14 protein-coding genes are annotated in these 18,542 nt (G+C 27.2%); 1 reads left to right on the top strand and 13 read right to left on the bottom strand.

The genetic code is table 11. The features are described 5' to 3' along the window. Positions 1 to 9: 9 nt before the first annotated feature. The 9 genes from KGF38_RS07590 to KGF38_RS07630 form a co-directional block, all read right to left on the bottom strand. On the bottom strand, positions 10 to 2,217 hold the full coding sequence (locus tag KGF38_RS07590) for a RelA/SpoT family protein (protein WP_054271318.1): 2,208 nt from the start codon (positions 2,215 to 2,217) through the stop codon (positions 10 to 12). Between the two features lie 73 nt (positions 2,218 to 2,290). Continuing rightward, a complete protein-coding gene (locus KGF38_RS07595) occupies positions 2,291 to 2,803 on the bottom strand; it encodes an adenine phosphoribosyltransferase (RefSeq protein ID WP_054271319.1) in 513 nt (170 codons plus the stop codon). Positions 2,804 to 2,815: 12 nt separating this feature from the next. Next, entirely contained in the window at positions 2,816 to 5,266 is a 2,451-nt protein-coding gene (gene recJ, locus KGF38_RS07600; RefSeq protein ID WP_074178819.1) for a single-stranded-DNA-specific exonuclease RecJ, read from the bottom strand. A gap of 12 nt (positions 5,267 to 5,278) precedes the next feature. Then, entirely contained in the window at positions 5,279 to 6,943 is a 1,665-nt protein-coding gene (locus tag KGF38_RS07605; RefSeq protein ID WP_074178818.1) for an ABC1 kinase family protein, read from the bottom strand. Between the two features lie 299 nt (positions 6,944 to 7,242). Next, positions 7,243 to 7,740 carry a gamma carbonic anhydrase family protein gene (locus KGF38_RS07610; protein ID WP_054271322.1) on the bottom strand — a complete coding sequence of 166 codons (498 nt, stop codon included), beginning with the start codon at positions 7,738 to 7,740 and terminating at the stop codon, positions 7,243 to 7,245. A 28-nt stretch (positions 7,741 to 7,768) separates the two neighbouring features. Continuing rightward, complete coding sequence (scfB, locus tag KGF38_RS07615) at positions 7,769 to 9,148, bottom strand: thioether cross-link-forming SCIFF peptide maturase (protein ID WP_074178817.1); 1,380 nt, start codon at positions 9,146 to 9,148, stop codon at positions 7,769 to 7,771. A gap of 289 nt (positions 9,149 to 9,437) precedes the next feature. Further along, positions 9,438 to 9,584, bottom strand: coding sequence for a cyclic lactone autoinducer peptide (locus KGF38_RS07620; RefSeq protein WP_074178816.1), 147 nt, complete (start codon positions 9,582 to 9,584; stop codon positions 9,438 to 9,440). Between the two features lie 3 nt (positions 9,585 to 9,587). Beyond that, a complete protein-coding gene (locus KGF38_RS07625) occupies positions 9,588 to 10,193 on the bottom strand; it encodes an accessory gene regulator ArgB-like protein (protein WP_074178815.1) in 606 nt (201 codons plus the stop codon). A 243-nt stretch (positions 10,194 to 10,436) separates the two neighbouring features. Next, positions 10,437 to 11,867, bottom strand: a complete 1,431-nt coding sequence (locus KGF38_RS07630) for a DUF4116 domain-containing protein (protein WP_074178814.1) — start codon at positions 11,865 to 11,867, stop codon at positions 10,437 to 10,439. A gap of 344 nt (positions 11,868 to 12,211) precedes the next feature. Here KGF38_RS07630 and KGF38_RS07635 point away from each other — a divergent pair, with 344 nt between their 5' ends. Continuing rightward, positions 12,212 to 12,877 carry a hypothetical protein gene (locus KGF38_RS07635; protein ID WP_054271327.1) on the top strand — a complete coding sequence of 222 codons (666 nt, stop codon included), beginning with the start codon at positions 12,212 to 12,214 and terminating at the stop codon, positions 12,875 to 12,877. A gap of 425 nt (positions 12,878 to 13,302) precedes the next feature. On the opposite strand, the gene KGF38_RS07640 is transcribed toward KGF38_RS07635, so the two are convergent. The 4 genes from KGF38_RS07640 to KGF38_RS07655 all read right to left on the bottom strand — a co-directional run bounded on the left by KGF38_RS07640 (position 13,303) and on the right by KGF38_RS07655 (position 18,400). After that, positions 13,303 to 14,568: a DUF4830 domain-containing protein gene (locus tag KGF38_RS07640; RefSeq protein WP_074178813.1), complete on the bottom strand. Its 1,266-nt coding sequence runs from the start codon at positions 14,566 to 14,568 to the stop codon at positions 13,303 to 13,305. 198 nt (positions 14,569 to 14,766) lie between these two features. Then, the gene (gene ptsP / locus KGF38_RS07645) at positions 14,767 to 16,479 is read right to left on the bottom strand and encodes a phosphoenolpyruvate--protein phosphotransferase (RefSeq protein ID WP_074178812.1); all 1,713 of its coding nucleotides are present in this window, start codon (positions 16,477 to 16,479) and stop codon (positions 14,767 to 14,769) included. 257 nt (positions 16,480 to 16,736) lie between these two features. Next, positions 16,737 to 16,997 (bottom strand): HPr family phosphocarrier protein, encoded by a 261-nt coding sequence (locus KGF38_RS07650; RefSeq protein WP_054271330.1) that lies wholly within the window; start codon positions 16,995 to 16,997, stop codon positions 16,737 to 16,739. A gap of 191 nt (positions 16,998 to 17,188) precedes the next feature. Next, positions 17,189 to 18,400, bottom strand: a complete 1,212-nt coding sequence (locus KGF38_RS07655; RefSeq protein WP_054271331.1) for a patatin-like phospholipase family protein — start codon at positions 18,398 to 18,400, stop codon at positions 17,189 to 17,191. Between the last annotated feature and the right edge of the window lie 142 nt (positions 18,401 to 18,542).

Genomic DNA, 18,542 nt, shown 5'->3' on the forward strand with positions numbered 1-18,542 from the left:
ATTTTAACTCTAATTTGTCATTCTATAAATACTTTCTACACCAGGAATTGCTTTTAATTTTTTCATTAGAATTTTTAATTCCTCTGTGTCATTAACTTCTACAAGTAAGTTTATACTTACAATGCTATCTTTACCTTTTCTTGCATTTATTCCATTTAAACTAAGTTTATCCATTGCAACAATATGAGTTATTTCATTAACAATTCCTCTTCTGTCAACAGCCTTTATTTGAATCTCTGCTTCAAACTTACCTTTGCCTGCTGAACTCCATGAAACTTCTACCAATCTATTTTGGAAGAAATCCCCATTATTGTTTGCATTTGGGCAATCAGCTCTGTGTATAGCTACTCCCCTACCCTTAGTAATATATCCTACAATTTCATCTCCTGGAAGAGGATTACAACACTTAGCAAATCTTACTAAGATATTATCAAGCCCTTTTACTATAATTCCTTGTGATGCGTTTTTCTTTCTCTTTTTACTGTATTCTGTTTCACTTATATTGTGTTTATTTAAATCTTCTTCTTGTATTTGTTGTTCTTTTTTAACTTTTTTAACTTCTTTTAAATATAAGTCTTTTACTTTAGATACAACTTGAGATGACATTATACCACCATAACCTACAGTAGCAACTAAATCCTCAACACTTGGCTGATTAAATTTCTTAGCAACTAATGCCATATATTTTTCAACAAGAGGGTCTTTCTGTGGTATATCATGCTTCTTAAATTCTCTTTCTAATATTGTATTTCCACGGTCGACATTTTCTTCTCTTCTTTCTTTCTTGAAAAATTGTCTAATTCTACTTTTAGCATTTGGTGTCTTTACTATATTAAGCCAATCTCTACTTGGCCCATTAGAATTAGATGATGTAAGTACCTCTACAATATTACCATTTTGAAGCTTATAATCAATAGGAACTATTCTTCCATCAATTTTAGCTCCTACACACTTATTCCCTACATTTGTATGAACTCTATATGCAAAATCTATAGGTGTTGATTCTGCTGGTAATTCAATTACATCTCCTTTTGGAGTAAATACGTAAACTTGACTATTAAATACATCTTCTTTAAGTGCATCCATAAACTCTTGTGGGTCTTTCAAGTCTTTTTCCCACTCCATCATTTGTCTCAACCACTGAAGTTTCTCTTCAACTTTTGATTCTTTACTAGAAATACCTTCTTTGTATTTCCAATGGGCTGCGATACCATTTTCAGCTATGTTATGCATTTCATGAGTCCTTATCTGTATTTCTAAAGGCTCTCCATCAGGACCTACAACAGTAGTATGCAACGATTGGTAGAGATTTGGCTTTGGCATTGCTATATAGTCCTTAAATCTGCCTGGAATAGGTCTCCATAATGTGTGAACTATACCAAGAACTGCATAACAATCCTTTACATTATCTACTAGTATTCTTACAGCTGTTAAATCAAAAATTTCTTCAAAAGTTTTGTGTTTTTTTTGCATCTTTCTATAAATACTATAAAAATGCTTTGGTCTACCATATACATCACATGGTATACTTAAATCTTTAAACTTATCTTTAAGAAGTTCAACAATTCCATGTATATAATCTTCTCTTTGACTTCTCTTCATTGATACTCTATCAACTAAATCATAATACCCTTCTGGGTCCATAAATCTCAGTGCTCTGTCTTCTAATTCCCACTTTATCTTAGAAATCCCTAATCTATGAGCTATACCTCCATAAATTTCAAGTGTCTCTTTTGCCTTATATTTAGCTTTCTCTGGAGGCATATATTTTAAGGTTCTCATATTGTGCAATCTATCAGCAAGTTTTATAAGTATAACCCTTATATCTTTCGCCATTGCCAAAAACATTTTTCTTAGGTTTTCAGATTGAGTTTCTTCTTTTGAACGATATTTTATTTGACCAAGTTTTGTTACTCCATCAACTAAATCCGCTACTTCTTTGCCAAATTCTTTTGTTATGTCTTCATAGGTATATTCCGTATCTTCTACAACATCATGAAGTAAACCAGCTGTTATAGTTTCAATATCTAATTCCATCTCTATCAAAATATTTGCTACTGCTAATGGATGAATAAAGTATGGTTCCCCAGATTTTCTATATTGTCCTTCATGCGCTTTTTTTGCAAGATTATAGGCTTTTTCAACCATCTCAAAATTTGCATTAGGTGCATAAACTTTTATTTTTTCAATTATTTCTTGTAATTCTTTATCATGCATATAACCACCTATTTTGTATAAAATTTTAATATATATGAAAATAGTTGGTGCTATACCAACTATTGTAAAAGTACTAGTATTTTATAAGAGAATTAACATTATAGTTAGATAATTTTTCTCTCCCATTTAAGAATTCTAGCTCAATTAAAAATTGCATAGAAACTACTTCTCCACCTAATTTTTCTACAAGCTTAGCAGCAGCTTCCATAGTTCCACCAGTAGCCAATAAATCGTCTACTATTGCTACTTTTTGACCTTTTTTAATTGCATCTTTATGTATTTCTAAAGTATCCGTACCATACTCTAAGCCATACTCATAACTTTCAACTTCTCCTGGTAACTTTCCAGGTTTTCTAATTGGAACAAATCCTACTCCTAAAGCATACGCTACAGGTGTACCCATCAAAAAACCTCTTGCTTCTGGCCCTATTACTAAATCTACACCTTTATTTTTTAGTTCTTCAACTATAGAGTCTACTGCATATCTAAATGCCTCTCCATCTTTAAATAGAGTAGTAACATCTTTAAAATCTATACCTGGTTTTGGGAAATCATCAATATTCCTTATAAAGTTTTTTAAATCCATGGGAAACGCCTCCTAATAACTGCTATTATATTGTTTTTCTAAATTTTTTAGATTATTGAGTATTAAACTCTCATTTAAATCTAATTTTTTCTGTGGTTTTGGCAATATTCTTATGAGTACAGAATTTTTTTCATAATTTAAATTAAAGTCAAGTAAATTTAATTCTCTAAACACATTCAATATCGTAAAAAACTTTAATGGAATTACATTAAAAGTTCCCTTTATATTTACCATATCCAAATCAATTTCTTTTTTTGTGAGTGCTTGCTTATAAATTGTTATAAATTCATCTCTTGATGGAACTATATTACTAACTACATTCTTTAAATATAATAGGTCTGTTTTATTATAATATTTTATAATTTCACTTTCTTCTCTTTTATTCTCATATATATACGAATATTCGCCTTTATTGTATAAATAATCATAAAGAATAATATTATTATATCTTTTTAAGTCTATTTTATCAATATTAGGAGAAAATATAAGCTCTAATTTATCAGTATTTTTGCTAATATCTTCAATAATATTGTAATTTATCTCAAAATCTAAATCTACAAGTGATATATCCGAAACTGCTCTATAAAATCCATTTATGGAATTAGATATTATTAATGTACCTTTTTCAAAATAATCAAATATATTTATATCAGTATTTCCATCGAATAAATCAAAATCAGATACAGATATATTATACAAGCTTTGTGTATCTTTGGGTATTATTTTTGACATTAATTTCAGTGAAAGTTTGTCACTACTTGCACTTTTAGGTCGAGCTAATCTTATATCTTTAAGTAAAAACTGTACTTTTCTATTTCCCATATAGTTATTTTCATCTAACTGAAACAATACATCTACTTTATCTCCTACTTTATACAATGATTTTAAATGACTCATGTTAAATCCTATACATTCATAGCTTTTTTCTTTTTCTATACTTAATTTTAGATGTTGTTGGTTTTTTCCTATAACCTTTAAATCTTTTAAAATATAATTTCTAACTATAAATCTAGGATTTGGATTATTTAATCCAAAAGGCTCTAACTTATGTAATTCTTCTACAAGATTTAGATTTATTACATTTTCTTGTAGTTCAAATTCAACATTCACATTCTCTATCATATCATCTTCAGTTAAATTATAATTTGCAAATTTGTTTATTTCATTTGCTAAAGCTTCCACATTATCTGAATTTAAAGATAGCCCTGCTGCTTGCTCATGACCACCAAACTTAGTCATTAAGTCCTTACACTTTACAAGAGCTTCAAATACATTAAATCCTTTTATAGACCTTGCTGAACCAGTAGCTTCTCCATTTTCTATGCCTAAAAGAATTGTAGGTTTATAGTATTTTTCAGTTAGCTTAGATGCTACAATTCCTATTATTCCATGTTGCCAACCTTCTTTAGCTAAAACTAAGACTTTATCATCATTATATCTGCTATTAGACTTTAACATTTCTTCAGCTTCATGATACATTTTAGCCTCTATCATCTGTCTTTCATTATTTTTCTCTTCTAATATATTGGCTATTTCTACAGCTTCTTCTTTAGATTGAGTGGTAAACAACTCAACACCTAAATAAGAATATCCTAATCTACCTGAAGCATTTATTCTAGGTCCTATTGCAAAACCTATATGAGAAGAACCTATTTTATCACTTTCTACACCGCAAACTTTTATAAGCTCTCTTAATCCAATATTTTTGCCTTCTTTCATTGATTTTAAACCATTTTTTACAATTATTCTATTTTCGTCTATAAGTGGTACAATATCACAAATAGTTGCCAATGTTACTATTTCTAAATAATCATACATACTAGTTTTAAATTCTTCTTTTGGAGTTAATGCTTGAATCATTTTAAATGCTACACCACATCCACATAATGAATCGAATGGATAATTACAATCTTCTTGTTTTGGATTTATTACTGCAAAAGCTGGTGGAATCTCGTTTTGACATTCATGATGGTCTGTTATTATAACATCTATACCCAAATCATTCGCTATATTAACCTCAGATACTGATGTAATCCCACAGTCAACACTTATAATCAAGTCACAACCTCTAGAGCTTATAAGCTTAATAGCTTCTTCATTTATACCATATCCTTCTTCTAATCTATTTGGGATATAGTAATCCACATGATACCCTATACTTTTAAAATATATACATAAAATAGAAGTAGATGACACACCATCAACATCATAATCTCCATAAATCCAAATTTTTTCATTATTTTCAATAGCTGATTTTATCCTATCAACAGCTTTCTGCATATCTTTCATTAAGAAAGGGTCCCTTAAATAATCCAAAGATGGATTCATAAATATTTCTGAATCTTTTTCAGTATATATTCCTCTATTTTTTAAAATTTGGCAGATTTCCGGGGAAATATTAATTTTTTTGCTAAATTCACTTTCCTCTATCTTACCTTTATATTTCAATATCCATTTTTTCAAATTCAACTCCCCCTAATCCTTTTTATATTTTGACCTAACACTCCTTATAACTAGACAAAGTCCTATTATAAAAGATATAAAGAAACCTCCTATAGCAGTAAACTTTATCCAAATATTGTTTTCTATATTTGGAGATGCAATTATAAGGGAAGAACCCACTATAATTGATGCTAACACTAAACTTAATGATATTTGAGACGTTAACTCTAATATACAATTTTCTAATTTTGTCATTTTTACGTCTTCAATTTGCATTTTTATATTATTTCTTTCTACATTCTTTAAGATTGCTTTTAGCTGTTTTGGAATAGTTTTTATATCGAGTAATATTTCTTCTACATTTTGTTTTGAACTTAAAACGACATTTTTAGGATTAAATTTACTCTTATAATGATGTTTCATAAACTCTTTTCCCATAGAACCAAAAGAAAAATCTGAATTTAAAGTTCTACTTGTTCCTTCTAATGTTATAACAGTCTTAGCAAGTGTCACAAACTGTGCAGGCATGACTATCTTATACTGCCTAAAAAATCTAAACAGTTCATTTAATATATCTGTTACATTTATTTTTTCTATAGAAATATCATAGTAATAATGTATTAGATAAAGTAAATCCTGTCTAAGACCTTTAATATCTGCCTCTCCATTTAACGCATCCATTTCTATTAACAAGTATATTATCTTGTCGACATTCTTTTCCACTCCTGCTAATGCAATTTCATTTAATTGATTCAGTGTTTTATTGTCAATAATTCCAATCATTCCAAAATCTATATATGCTATCTTGTTTTTAGCAACTACAAATATATTACCTGGATGTGGGTCTGCATGAAAAAATCCATGAGACAATACTTGTGTAAAAAAAGACCTTACTCCTATTTCAACAATAGTTTTTGTATTATAACCTAACCTATTTATTTTTTCTACATCACTTAATTTTGTACCATTGACCTTCTCCATTACTAAAATTTTCTTAGTATTATATTCTGGATATATTTTAGGTATATATACCTCATCACTATTTTTAAATATCCTAGAGAATTTAGTTGCATTTATAGCTTCAAAAGTATAGTCAAGCTCTCTCATTAATTGAGTTTGAAATTCTTCAATCATTTGTACTAAGTCTAAATTAAAATCCTTTTTTAAATCCTTTAGAGTATTTGCAATCGTTCTAAGAATTTCTAAATCAGATTTTATTATTTTCTCTATATTTGGTCTTTGAATTTTTACAATTACTTCTTCTCCAGTTCTAAGAACACCCTCATAAACTTGACCAATCGAAGCTGCTGCAATTGGTTCTTCTTTAAACTCTAAAAATATTTCTTCTATACTTAATCCTACTTCTTCTTTAAATATCTCAATAGCTATATTTGAATCAAATTTCTCTACATCATCTCTAAGTTTTGATATTTCATCAATTATATCTTGGTCTAATAAATCTTTTCTTGTACTTAATATCTGTCCTATTTTTATATATGTAGGCCCTAGCTCTTCTAAAACTCTTTTTATTCTCTCACCAGTTGTCATATTTTTTATTTCTTCTGGAGGGTCAAACAGTGGTATTTTATAAGCTATTCCTTCTATATTTAATCTTTCTACAATAAAACTAAAACCATACTTTATTAAAACATATCCAATTTCTCTATATCTTTTTAAGTTTCTATAACTTATTCTCAAATATTTTCACTCCTAAAATAGGTATACCCGAAAACTTACACCTTAATTTATCTTATATAAGACATTATTTTACCAATTTATATACTAATGTCTTATATCCTCTTTAATATTTAATTTTATCACATATACTAGTAATTTTATTAAAATTATTTAACTCAGTTAATTTTTATTTTTGACATTTTATACCTATCTTAATCAAATACTTTTTGAAAACTAAAATATCAGCTAACTTTAATAAAATAAATTAGTGGTTGCCTCAAAACAGATTTAAGTATGTTTTGAAACAACCACTCTTTAATTTAATATTTTTGATTTTGTGCTGCTTCTAGATACCATTTATATGATTCATCAATATATCTTTTATCTTCCTCTGTAAGTTCTCTAACAACCTTACCAGGAGAGCCCATTATTAAAACACCTGGTGGGAACTTCTTATTAGATGTAATTAATGTACCTGCTCCTATCAAAGTATATTCTCCTATTTCAGCATTATCCAATATTATTGAACCCATACCAATCAAAACATTGTCACTAATTTTACAACCATGAACTATTGACCTATGTCCAACTGTTACATTGTTACCAATTATAGTATCTGCATCTCCATGTACTATAGAACAATCTTGTATATTAGTATTTTCTCCAATAGTTATTGGACCTTCATCTCCCCTAACTACTGCATTATACCATACACTTGAATCCTTACCTATTTTGACATTTCCAATTATGTCTGCTGATTTTGCCACAAATACACTTTCATCAATTAAAGGTTTATCTTCCAAATAATCTCTAATCATATATAAACAACTCCTTTAAAATATAAATTTAGTTAGTTGCTCCTTCTAACATTAACTTTGCTTGTATCATTATAGAGCACTCTGTACGTTTTCTTTGCATTTCACATCCTAATTCATATGGCTTTGATATGTCATTATTAAAGTTTATTGCATTTGCATGACATCCACCTGAACAGTAAAACTTATTCCAACATTGTTTACAATCTTCTTTAGTATATACATGAGCTTCTCTAAACATATTTTTTAAACTTTCTGGAAGTACAATTTCTTTATCAAATATATTTGCCATTTTAAATTCTTCATTTCCAACAAATTGATGACATGGATATATATCTCCATTTGGAGTTACAGAAAGATATTCATTTCCAGCTCCACATCCAGTTATTCTTTTTATTACACATGGTCCTTGATTTAAATCTATCATAAAATGGAAAAACTTAAATCCATCGCCTTGTAATTGTCTATCTGCATACTCTACAGCAAACTTTTCGTACTCTTCAAATATCTTAGGTAAATCATCTTCTCTAAGTGCATATGGATTACTTTCATCTCCAACAACTGGCTCTACAGATGTTAATTTAAATCCTAAATCTGCAAAATGCATAACATCCTTAGCAAAATCCAGATTATCTCTTGTAAATGTTCCTCTTATATAGTAATACTTATCTTTTGCTCTTTTTTCCACAAGTTTTTTAAATCGTGGCAATGTAATATCATAACTTCCTTTGTCATTTAAAGTTGGTCTCATATTATCATTAATTTCTTTTCTTCCATCTAAACTCAAAACTACATTGTGCATATTTTCATTTATATAGTCTATAATCTCATCATTTAATAGTACACCATTTGTAGTTATTGTAAACCTTATATTTTTATTATAATCTTTTTCAATACTTCTACCATAATCAACTAACTGTTTTACAACTTCAAAATTCATCAAAGGCTCTCCACCAAAGAAATCTATCTCTAAGTTTTTTCTAGTGCCTGAGTTAGCAATCAAATAGTCTATTGCTGCCTTACCTACCTCAAAGCTCATAAGTTCTTTTTCTCCTCCAAAGTCACCTTGAGCTGCAAAACAATATTTACATTTTAAATTACAATCATGGGCTACATTCAAACATAAAGCTTTTACCACAGGTTCTCTATGTACAAAACTTGGATGATATTGATATGTATCTTCTGTATATAAAAGACCTTCTTTTTCTAAGTTTGATATTTCTTCATATGCTTCATTTATTTTTTCTTCTTGATATTTAGATTTTAATATATCTAATACTTCTTCTTTACTTTTTTCTTTATAAAAGTCTAATAAGTCGTATGCAACATCATCTAATACATGAACAGCTCCACCATTCACATCTAAAACGATATTATATCCATTCATAGAAAATTTATGTATCATACTCATAACCTACCTCCTAAATTACTATCTATACTAAAGTTTTTTGTTGTTTTAATTAAACTTTACCCTTCATTATATCATAAGTTTATCTAAAATACATACAATACAAAAATGACTTACTACTCGTAAGTCATTTCATTGGATACACTACATCCCCCTAAATTGGCACAATAATACACCATCAAATGTATATTATATACCTTAAAATAAAATTTATATCTAATCTTTATATAGTTTTAACCTTATTAAAATATAATAATTTCTTTTTATAATAATTTTATATAATTGCTTCTATTTAATTTATCTTCTTTAAACTCTTAATTTCTTTAGGAACTTTAGGTTGATGTATAATCCATGGACAAGTACTATTAGCTGACAAGATGGCAGTGCTAAGTGCTAATGAACTAGCAAACTTCATAAATTTTACAAAAAATTTCTTCATAACTTAATTCTCCCTCACACATATTTTACTTAAATTCTTAGCTTTTAATTTCCCTAATACCAACATTATAAAAATCCAAAACATAGCAAATGCACTATATATGAAATAATCTACAAATATATTCAATAAAAAGCTTAAAACTGTCATTAATAATATTATTGTAGATACAAATACAGCAACTTTTTTGTAAGTTGACTTTTCTTTATCACTTATAGGATTACTTCTATGTTCTATTGGACAGAGAATACAAATCCCAACCCAACTAATGCTAGCAGTAACCATAATGATATTTTTAAATAAGTATAAATTTAGATTTTCTATAATTAATATTGTAGACAAAATTATAAAAACAAAAGTCAATAGGCACCTAAAATAATTGTCTGCATGATACCCACCTGAAAATTGTCTTATTGGACAGTAACACATTAAAAAAAACAATATATATGTAAATTTACCAAATAAAAAACCTATGAGCAGCATGGTCGTTACATTAACTATAAAAGCTATCAATATTTCAAATCCATAAGAATAAACTTTTGATTCATTATTATCTATCATATTATTACAAATTAAAACAGATGTCATTTTATCAGCAGATTTCTTAAACATTTTTACCTCCAAAAAAATTTTACATACATAGAATACCTTCTTTTTTGAGAAAATTCAATATACTTTACAAAACTAGTTGCTAAAATTGTAAAACTGGTCAAAAAAAGACCTATATAAATCTTTAGATATTCTTTATATAACAAAATAATTATAATAAAATATTTTTATTATGTTTTATATACATAAAAACACCTAACTTATTACTATAAGCTAGGTGCCTTTACATATATTTTTCTATATATTTCAACTTTGTTTTTGTTTTACATATTGTAGTGCTTTTCTATTCTGTTTTACTGCTTCCAAGCAAATTTTTTCTGTTTGATTATCAACAAATTCCAAAGCTCTATAGTTTTGTTTTACTGCTTCTAAACATACTTCTTCTGTTTGTTTATTTACATATTTCAACATTCTGTAATCTTGCTTCACTGCTTTTAAACAAATTTCTTCTGTCTGCTCTTTCACATATTTAAGAGCTTCATAACTTTGATTTACTGCTTCTAAGCAAACTTTTTCTGTTTGTTTCTTTACATACTGTAAAGCATTATAATTTTCTCTTACTGCCTCTATACACATTAATTCTGTCTGATTTTCTATATATTTAAGAGCCTTTCCATTTTGTTTTACTGCTTCTACAAAAACTCTTTCTGTTGGAACTTTCACATAGCTTAATATTTCTTTTATTTGAAGTTCTTCAAATGAATCTTTTATTGCCTCTATACATATATCTTCTGTCTGTTTTTTTACATATTGCAAGACTTTCCCATTTTGTCTAACTGCTTCTATACATATATCCTCTGTCTGTTCTTTTACATATTGTAGTGCTCTTCCATCATTTCTAACTGCTTCCATACATATATCTTCTGTCTGTTTTTTTACATATTGTAGTGCCATATAACTTCTTCTAACTGCTTCTATACATATTTTTTCTGTCTGTTCATTTACATAATATAATGCAAAATCATTCTGTTTTACTGCTTCTATACATATTTCTTCGGTTTGTTCTTCCACACAAGGTAGAGCACTATAGTTTTCTTTTACTGCTTCTAAACATATAGTTGAAGTTTGTTCTTTAACATAAGCTAAAGATTTTCCATCTTTTTTTACTGCTTCCAAACATATAGTTGGAGTTTGCTCTTTTATGTCTTTAAGTATTTCTGCAACATCATTTTTTGATGCCATTTCTATAAATGCTAGACATACATCTTCAGTCTGCTCTTCTACAAATTTAAAAACTTCCATAACATCATGAGTAGATGCATGTTTTATAGCCTCAATTAGTACATTATCAGTCTTATCATTTATGTAATATAAAGCTCTGTAGTTCTGTTTAACGGCTTCTATACAAATATCCTCAGACTGATTTGTTATATACTTAAGAGCTTTGTATGTCTGTTTAACGGCTTCCATACATACCTTATAAGTCTTATTTTTTACAAACTCAATTATAGTCCCATCCTGTTTTACTGCTAGTAAACACATTTCTTCTGTCTGATTTTCTATGTCTTTTAATTCTCTGTAATCATACTTTACTCTGCTTAAGTCATTTAAATGTACTTTATTGTCTTGCTTTAAACTCTCCTCATTATCCTCTATATCATCCTCAAATTCTTCATCATCTAAATAGTCATCTTTTTCTGGTAAAAATATAGATTTAATTTTATTTTTTATATCCATAAAATTAACCTCCTTTAATACGATTTTATCATTAAAGTAAATCGTTTTTAAGTATTTATTTAATTAATTTTATATTAAGTTCCTTTAAAAGTCTATTCATTGTCGACAGATTATATTTTACATTAATAAATTTATTTTACATATGTGGGGTAATAAAGTTAATAGTGGACATTTTTCATCCCATTAGTATACACTATTTATATTTATCACTCATTTATAGTGATTTTTTTCAATTTTTTTATCATTTACTATATCATAATTATCCAATTTATGATATTATTTAAATATAATATAAGTTTTATAAAGTATATTAAATATATTATAAAGATGGAGGTCGAGTAATTTTGAAAGGAAACATAGTACAATTTAATTTTGCAGATATAGAGGAAGAAGTATATTCGTTAGATTATGCCATAGCATGGAATACAGACGAGGAAAACGTAAGCATAATCCCATTTACAAATAAATTCTGTAAAGAATCTATAGAATCTTTTTGTCTAGGTAAGATTGACAACTTTGTTGAAATATTAAATGAAGGATTTGTTGAGAATCATCATTATGTGCATTTAGATAAAATAATCAATGTCCCTAAGAAAAAGGTTAATTTAGTTTATCAACAAGACACACATGGTTATCTTTTAAGAGATGATAATAATGACCTTATTCCTGCAAAAATAACTTCAGAACAATCTAAATCCATATCAAATAAGATGGAGTTATTCTGTGCTGGTGAAGAAAAATGTTTAATCAATATATTACTAAAGGCTGACCCATCATATATTTTAGATGTAGATAGTATAAAGGATAAGAACATTTTAAACTTAGGTTATGAGTCTATTGATAGATACAAGGAATACAATTTTGATGATGATAAAATCTTAATATTTTTTATAAATAAAAAGCGTTACTCAGTAATTATGAAAAAAACAAATAATTCTAATAATGATTTAACTGCTAGAAATAATGCTATTAAAGAATTATTTACTACTAATGCAGCAAGTCTTAACTAGAATTACAAGTTTAGCTCATATTACCAATTAAATTAATAATAATATACAAAATGGGAGTAGATAATTCTACTCCCATTTATTTATAATAAACAAATAAATCCATAAACCCATTGAGTGATTATAATTTTTAGATTGTGTTATCTTGCATTTTTAAATTTAAGGTAACTTTCTATTCTAAACTTTAATCTCTATATCAATATCATCAACTGTAACCACTTACAATTAAATCTTTAATAATCAAACTTTAGACTATCTATATTAAAACTCAAATTAGATTCAGGATTTATTTGGATATCACATTTATTTTATTAACTTTTATTTAATTATCCTTTATTTATAAACTTAGTCTTCCCTTAATTCTATTATTAAATACTTTTAATTATTTTTCAATACAATATTAATTTTTAACAATATTTATTTTAGATTTATTTTGTAAAGCCAGACACTTTCCACACTCCCTTTTCATTTACAATATCAATATTGATATCTGAGAAAGTTCCTCTTCCAGTGTCACTCATTATATCATTACCCCCAAATATAACATTATAACATCTCTTATCATTTTCTTTTAAATCAATCTTTTCCATATATACAATTTTATCATTATTAATATAATCTGGTAAATTCATCCCAAACTTAGTATCATTAAAAAGCTTATGATTATCCAAATTAATGAAGAGAGTACTTATCTTACTTTCTACATCCATAGTAGTTAATAAAACCTTTGTATTATTTTCTTTTATAGCCTTTATATACATTTTTATTAAATCCTCATTACTTAACTTTGATACCTCTATATATAAAGAATTTGACTTATCTATACAATTATCATCTACCCATGTATTTAAGTCTTCTTTTGTCACTTCCTTAAAACTATGTCTTTTTAAGCTAATAGCATTCCCTTCATGCCTTCCAGAATCAATATACGCACCTACAATTTTTCCTTCATACCTTATTATTATACCTCTAGTACTTAATAGAGTATCTTCAAGTTCATCTGATAACGGTTCATTTAAATTGTATATCTCAGCAGTAATCTCTTTTGATTTTAAGTTTGAAAAATCTAACCCTATATCTTTAGATAGCTCTATATTATATGCCCAGTACATACTCTCTACTGTATCTTCTGATGAATATTTAAAATTATTTGGAATTGTTTTTTGTTGAGATGATATTAGAAAACTTGGCGTCCAGTTATACTTTTTAAAAAGTTCATTTACATCATTAGGTACTTTTGAATATTGAGGTCTAAATTCTTCAAGTGATGATATTAACCTAAAAAAATCATGTGGTACATTAAATTTTTCATTATCATATTCAATCTTTCCAATATTATGTATACTATCATATGAGTAATTTATAATTTTTTGTTCTCCATCACCATTATAAAAATTTATACTCTGACTTTTTAATATAATCTCATTCCTATCTTCCCCATCATAATACTCTACATTATTTAAATAGTTTAATATTTCATTTATTAAATGTTTATCTGAAATTAAAATTGCCTTATGCTCTTTTTCTTGGCTAATCTTATTGTAAATTTCTATTTTTTTTGTATCTTTTAAATCTAAATATACTTTTTTATCATATTTGTTACTTATTAGGTTGTTTTGTGTATTTAAATATAATATTATAGAACTCAAAATAAGTATAGCTATGATGAATACCTTTGTGTTTTTACTTTTCAAATTGTATACCTCCATTAAAGATTTATTAGATGCAGACTATATTATTAATACCAAACCATAAATATTATAATATCTTAAATTATACAATAAAAAAGCCATAGTATATAGAACAAACTATGGCTTTTACTTATTCATTAAATAATTTTTTACTATCTATAATCTACATAAATAAGTATTTATATAGATATAATTTAATAATTACATATTAAAAGTAGTTTCAATATATTTCTTTATTTCTTCAGCAGTACCCATATTAAGTACCTCATCAGCTAATTTTTTCATATCGGCTTCTTTAACTGAAGTTATTAATTTTCTAGCAGGAAGTATTGATATTGGAGACATAGAGAACTCATCTAATCCCATACCTAAAAGTATTGGTATCATTTTTTGGTCTCCAGCAGATTCTCCACACATACCTGCCCATTTACCTTCTTTATGTGCATTGTCTATAACAGTCTTTATAAGTCTTAAAACAGCTGGATTAAATTGATTATAAAGATAGCTTATTTTTTGATTCATTCTATCAACTGCACAAGTATATTGAATTAAGTCATTAGTTCCTATAGAGAAGAAGTCTACATGTTTAGCTAGTACATCAGATATTACAGCAGCAGATGGCACTTCTATCATCATACCAATTTCTACATCTTTAGCATAAGTTATACCTTCAGAATCAAGTTCTGCTAAAACTTCTTTTACAACTTCTTTAGCTTGTAATAATTCTTCTAAAGAGGAAATCATAGGGAACATGATTCTTAGTTTTCCATGAACACTTGCTCTGTATAAAGCTCTTAATTGAGTCTTAAATATATCTTTTCTGTCTAAGCAAAGTCTTATTGCTCTATAACCTAAGAATGGATTCATTTCAGGTTCCATGCTTAAATAACTTAATTCTTTATCTCCACCTATATCCAATGTTCTTATAACTATAGGTTTTCCATCCATTCCTTCTAGTACAGCTTTGTAAGCTTCATATTGTATTTCTTCAGTTGGGAAAGAATCTCTATCCATGTATAAGAATTCTGTTCTATAAAGACCAACACCTTCAGCATCATTCTTTATTAGACCTTCTATATCATTAGGAGTTCCTATATTACCAGCTAATTCTACATGCTTTCCATCTAAAGTCACAGATGCTTTTCCTTTTAATAACTGTAATGCTTTTCTCTCTTCTTCATATTTAGCTTTTAACTCAGTATATTTATTTATAGTATCTTCATCTGGATTAACGATTACTTCACCAGTATCCCCATTGAAGACTACAAAATCTCCATCCTTAACATTTGAAGTTATATCACTTAATCCAACGATTGCAGCTATTTCTAAAGTTCTAGACATGATAGCTGTATGAGAAGTTCTTCCACCTATATCAGTTAAAAATCCTAAAACCATTTTTTTATTCATAGTTGCTGTATCTGATGGAGTTAAATCATGTGCTATTAATACTACTTCTTCACTTAAAGCAGATAAATCAACAACTTTAATTCCTAATATATGTCTAAGTATTCTATTTGTAACATCTTTTATATCTGCTGCTCTTTCTTTCATATATTCATTGTCCATAGACTCAAACATACTAACAAACATCTCTTTTATTTCATTTAAAGCATACTCTGCATTTACATTTTCAGTTTTAATCTTGTCTATTGCAGAACCAATTAATTCTGGGTCTTCTAAAACTAATAAATGTGCTTCAAATATTTCTGCCTCTTCTGCTCCTAATTCTTCAGAAGCCTTTTCCTTAACCTTTATTAATTCTTCTTTAGAAACTGCAACTGCATTTTCTAATTTAGCAATTTCCGCCTCAACATTATCTATAGATTTTTTTTCAATTACTAATTCACTATGCTCAACTACTAACGCTTTCCCTAAAGCAACACCTGGAGAAGCACCTATTCCTTTGTAAGCCATAACCCTACCTCCTAAAAAATATCTTCTGTATTTTCATACTAAATTTATGATTAAAAATATCTTATTTCATATTCTAAAATATTTGTATTTTCATACCCAGTTAACAATAGTCTTAATCTTCTGATTAAATAAACATGAAAGTAACAAAGAAATTAAATATCTACAAATGTCAATCTGTATATGTTTAATGCTTCTCTGTTACTTTTACTTTAAGTAATGATTAGATTATAAATATCAAACTTAAAAAATTATTATATCTACTCTCCAAATCCACTTTCAACTAATTCAACCATTGCAGCTAAAGCTACTTCTTCATCGTCTCCATTTACAACTAACTTTAATTCTTCTCCTTGAGCTAAACCTAAACTCATTATTCCCATTATTGATTTTGCATTTACAGTCTTGTCTTTTGCTACAACCTCTACTGTTGATTTGAACTCAGCAGCCTTCTTAACAAACATTCCTGCTGGTCTAGCATGTAATCCACTTGCATTTTTGATACTAACTACTTTTTCCATTTTTTAAATCCTCCTATAGACTTTACATTTTATATTTTTTAAAATTGTTTTCCTATTTTTTACTTTAATGGTACTTAGTGGTACTTTTTTGTCCTATGGTCATTTTTTGTTCCCACTAGTGCTACAAAAATATTATACTACTAATATACACTTTTTTCGAGTATAATTACAAATTTTTTTTTGTTTTTTATTTAACTTTGATTTTTTAAGTCTTTTATAATACAATTTGTCAATAATTTTGTATTTTTGTTCTTTTTAATACTAATTTTAGGTCTAATTTCAAAATTAGAAGCTAAATTTTTATTAGAATCAATATTTGTATTTACAACATCTATAACTTTGTTAAAATCATATAATTTTATTCTATTTATGCTATTTTCTTCAAGTTTTTTTTCATATATACAGTAAAATAAATCTTTGTATGAAAAATTTTTGGGTAAGCCAAGTACTTCACCAAGTTTTGGTATTACACTTTCCATAATAGTTCTTAAAGAAACATCTCTCTTTATATTTAATAAATTACAAATAAATTGCACAGTTTCATTACTCATACTTCTAAACTTATCAAAACAATATTCTTCATTGTATTTATATTCTACATCAAAATAATATTTAATCCCATTACATCTTTCATACGCTTTCATAGTATCTAAGTAACCCAATCGAATATTTTTTTCTACATTGTCTCTGTCTTTATTTAGAGAACCTCCCAAATACTCTGATGGTATTATAGTTTTTATATTTATATTCTGATGTTTATTTAAATTCATTTTTCCAAGAAAATCATCAATCAGTCTAATTACAACAACATCTTCATACCCTTTGTCTTCTAAAAGTCCTATTGGCATATTGTCACAAAACATTCCATCAAGATATAATTTATCATCCATCATGTTTGATTGAAAAATAGGCAAGCTAGAACTAGCAATTAAATAATCAATCAATCTCCCTTGTGGCATATCTTCTATATACATTGGGTGTGGATTAATCTTTTTATCCCACCACACTGTAACAAGTCCAAAGTCTTTTTTTGATTTTCGTATTATATCTTCATTTAATGTAGTTTCCATTAGTTGTCTCATAGGACTTATATCTATGCCTTCATTTTTTCTAGCCTTATTTATAAGTTCAATAAGTGCATTGATATTTTTAGTAGTGAAATCTACATTTTTAAATTTCTCATAAGTATCTTTATCCATATTCATAAAGTGAGTATAATCGTAGTTTAACCAAATATCTTCCATTACTTCAATATCATTTTGAATTATATATGCTCCATTTAAAGCACCAATTGATGTTCCAGTTACTCCTTGGAACTCTATTCCAAGCTCTCTTAAAGCCTTATATGCCCCTATTTGATAGGCACCTTTTGTTCCTCCACCTTCTAAAACTAATCCTTTCATATTATCACCTACTATATTAAAAACGTTTCTGATTTCTATTTCTCAGCAAATATTAATTCAAAAAACTATTTTTAGTTATTGGAGAAAAATAAAATTGTACAAATTTATTTTTATTTTATCAAAAAACCATTTAAAAGTATAT

The sequence above is a fragment of the Clostridioides sp. ZZV14-6387 genome (genome assembly GCF_020657835.1).
GTDB classification, from domain to species: domain Bacteria; phylum Bacillota; class Clostridia; order Peptostreptococcales; family Peptostreptococcaceae; genus Clostridioides; species Clostridioides difficile_A.

What these genes read in the sequence shown, in the direction of transcription:
- KGF38_RS07590 (WP_054271318.1), bottom strand. Translation starts at nt 2,217, where the DNA reads ATGCATGATAAAGAATTACAAGAAATAATTGAAAAAATAAAAGTTTAT.
- KGF38_RS07595 (WP_054271319.1), bottom strand. Translation starts at nt 2,803, where the DNA reads ATGGATTTAAAAAACTTTATAAGGAATATTGATGATTTCCCAAAACCA.
- KGF38_RS07610 (WP_054271322.1), bottom strand. Translation starts at nt 7,740, where the DNA reads ATGATTAGAGATTATTTGGAAGATAAACCTTTAATTGATGAAAGTGTA.
- scfB (WP_074178817.1), bottom strand. Translation starts at nt 9,148, where the DNA reads ATGAGTATGATACATAAATTTTCTATGAATGGATATAATATCGTTTTA.
- KGF38_RS07620 (WP_074178816.1), bottom strand. Translation starts at nt 9,584, where the DNA reads ATGAAGAAATTTTTTGTAAAATTTATGAAGTTTGCTAGTTCATTAGCA.
- KGF38_RS07625 (WP_074178815.1), bottom strand. Translation starts at nt 10,193, where the DNA reads ATGTTTAAGAAATCTGCTGATAAAATGACATCTGTTTTAATTTGTAAT.
- KGF38_RS07630 (WP_074178814.1), bottom strand. Translation starts at nt 11,867, where the DNA reads ATGGATATAAAAAATAAAATTAAATCTATATTTTTACCAGAAAAAGAT.
- ptsP (WP_074178812.1), bottom strand. Translation starts at nt 16,479, where the DNA reads ATGGCTTACAAAGGAATAGGTGCTTCTCCAGGTGTTGCTTTAGGGAAA.
- KGF38_RS07650 (WP_054271330.1), bottom strand. Translation starts at nt 16,997, where the DNA reads ATGGAAAAAGTAGTTAGTATCAAAAATGCAAGTGGATTACATGCTAGA.
- KGF38_RS07655 (WP_054271331.1), bottom strand. Translation starts at nt 18,400, where the DNA reads ATGAAAGGATTAGTTTTAGAAGGTGGAGGAACAAAAGGTGCCTATCAA.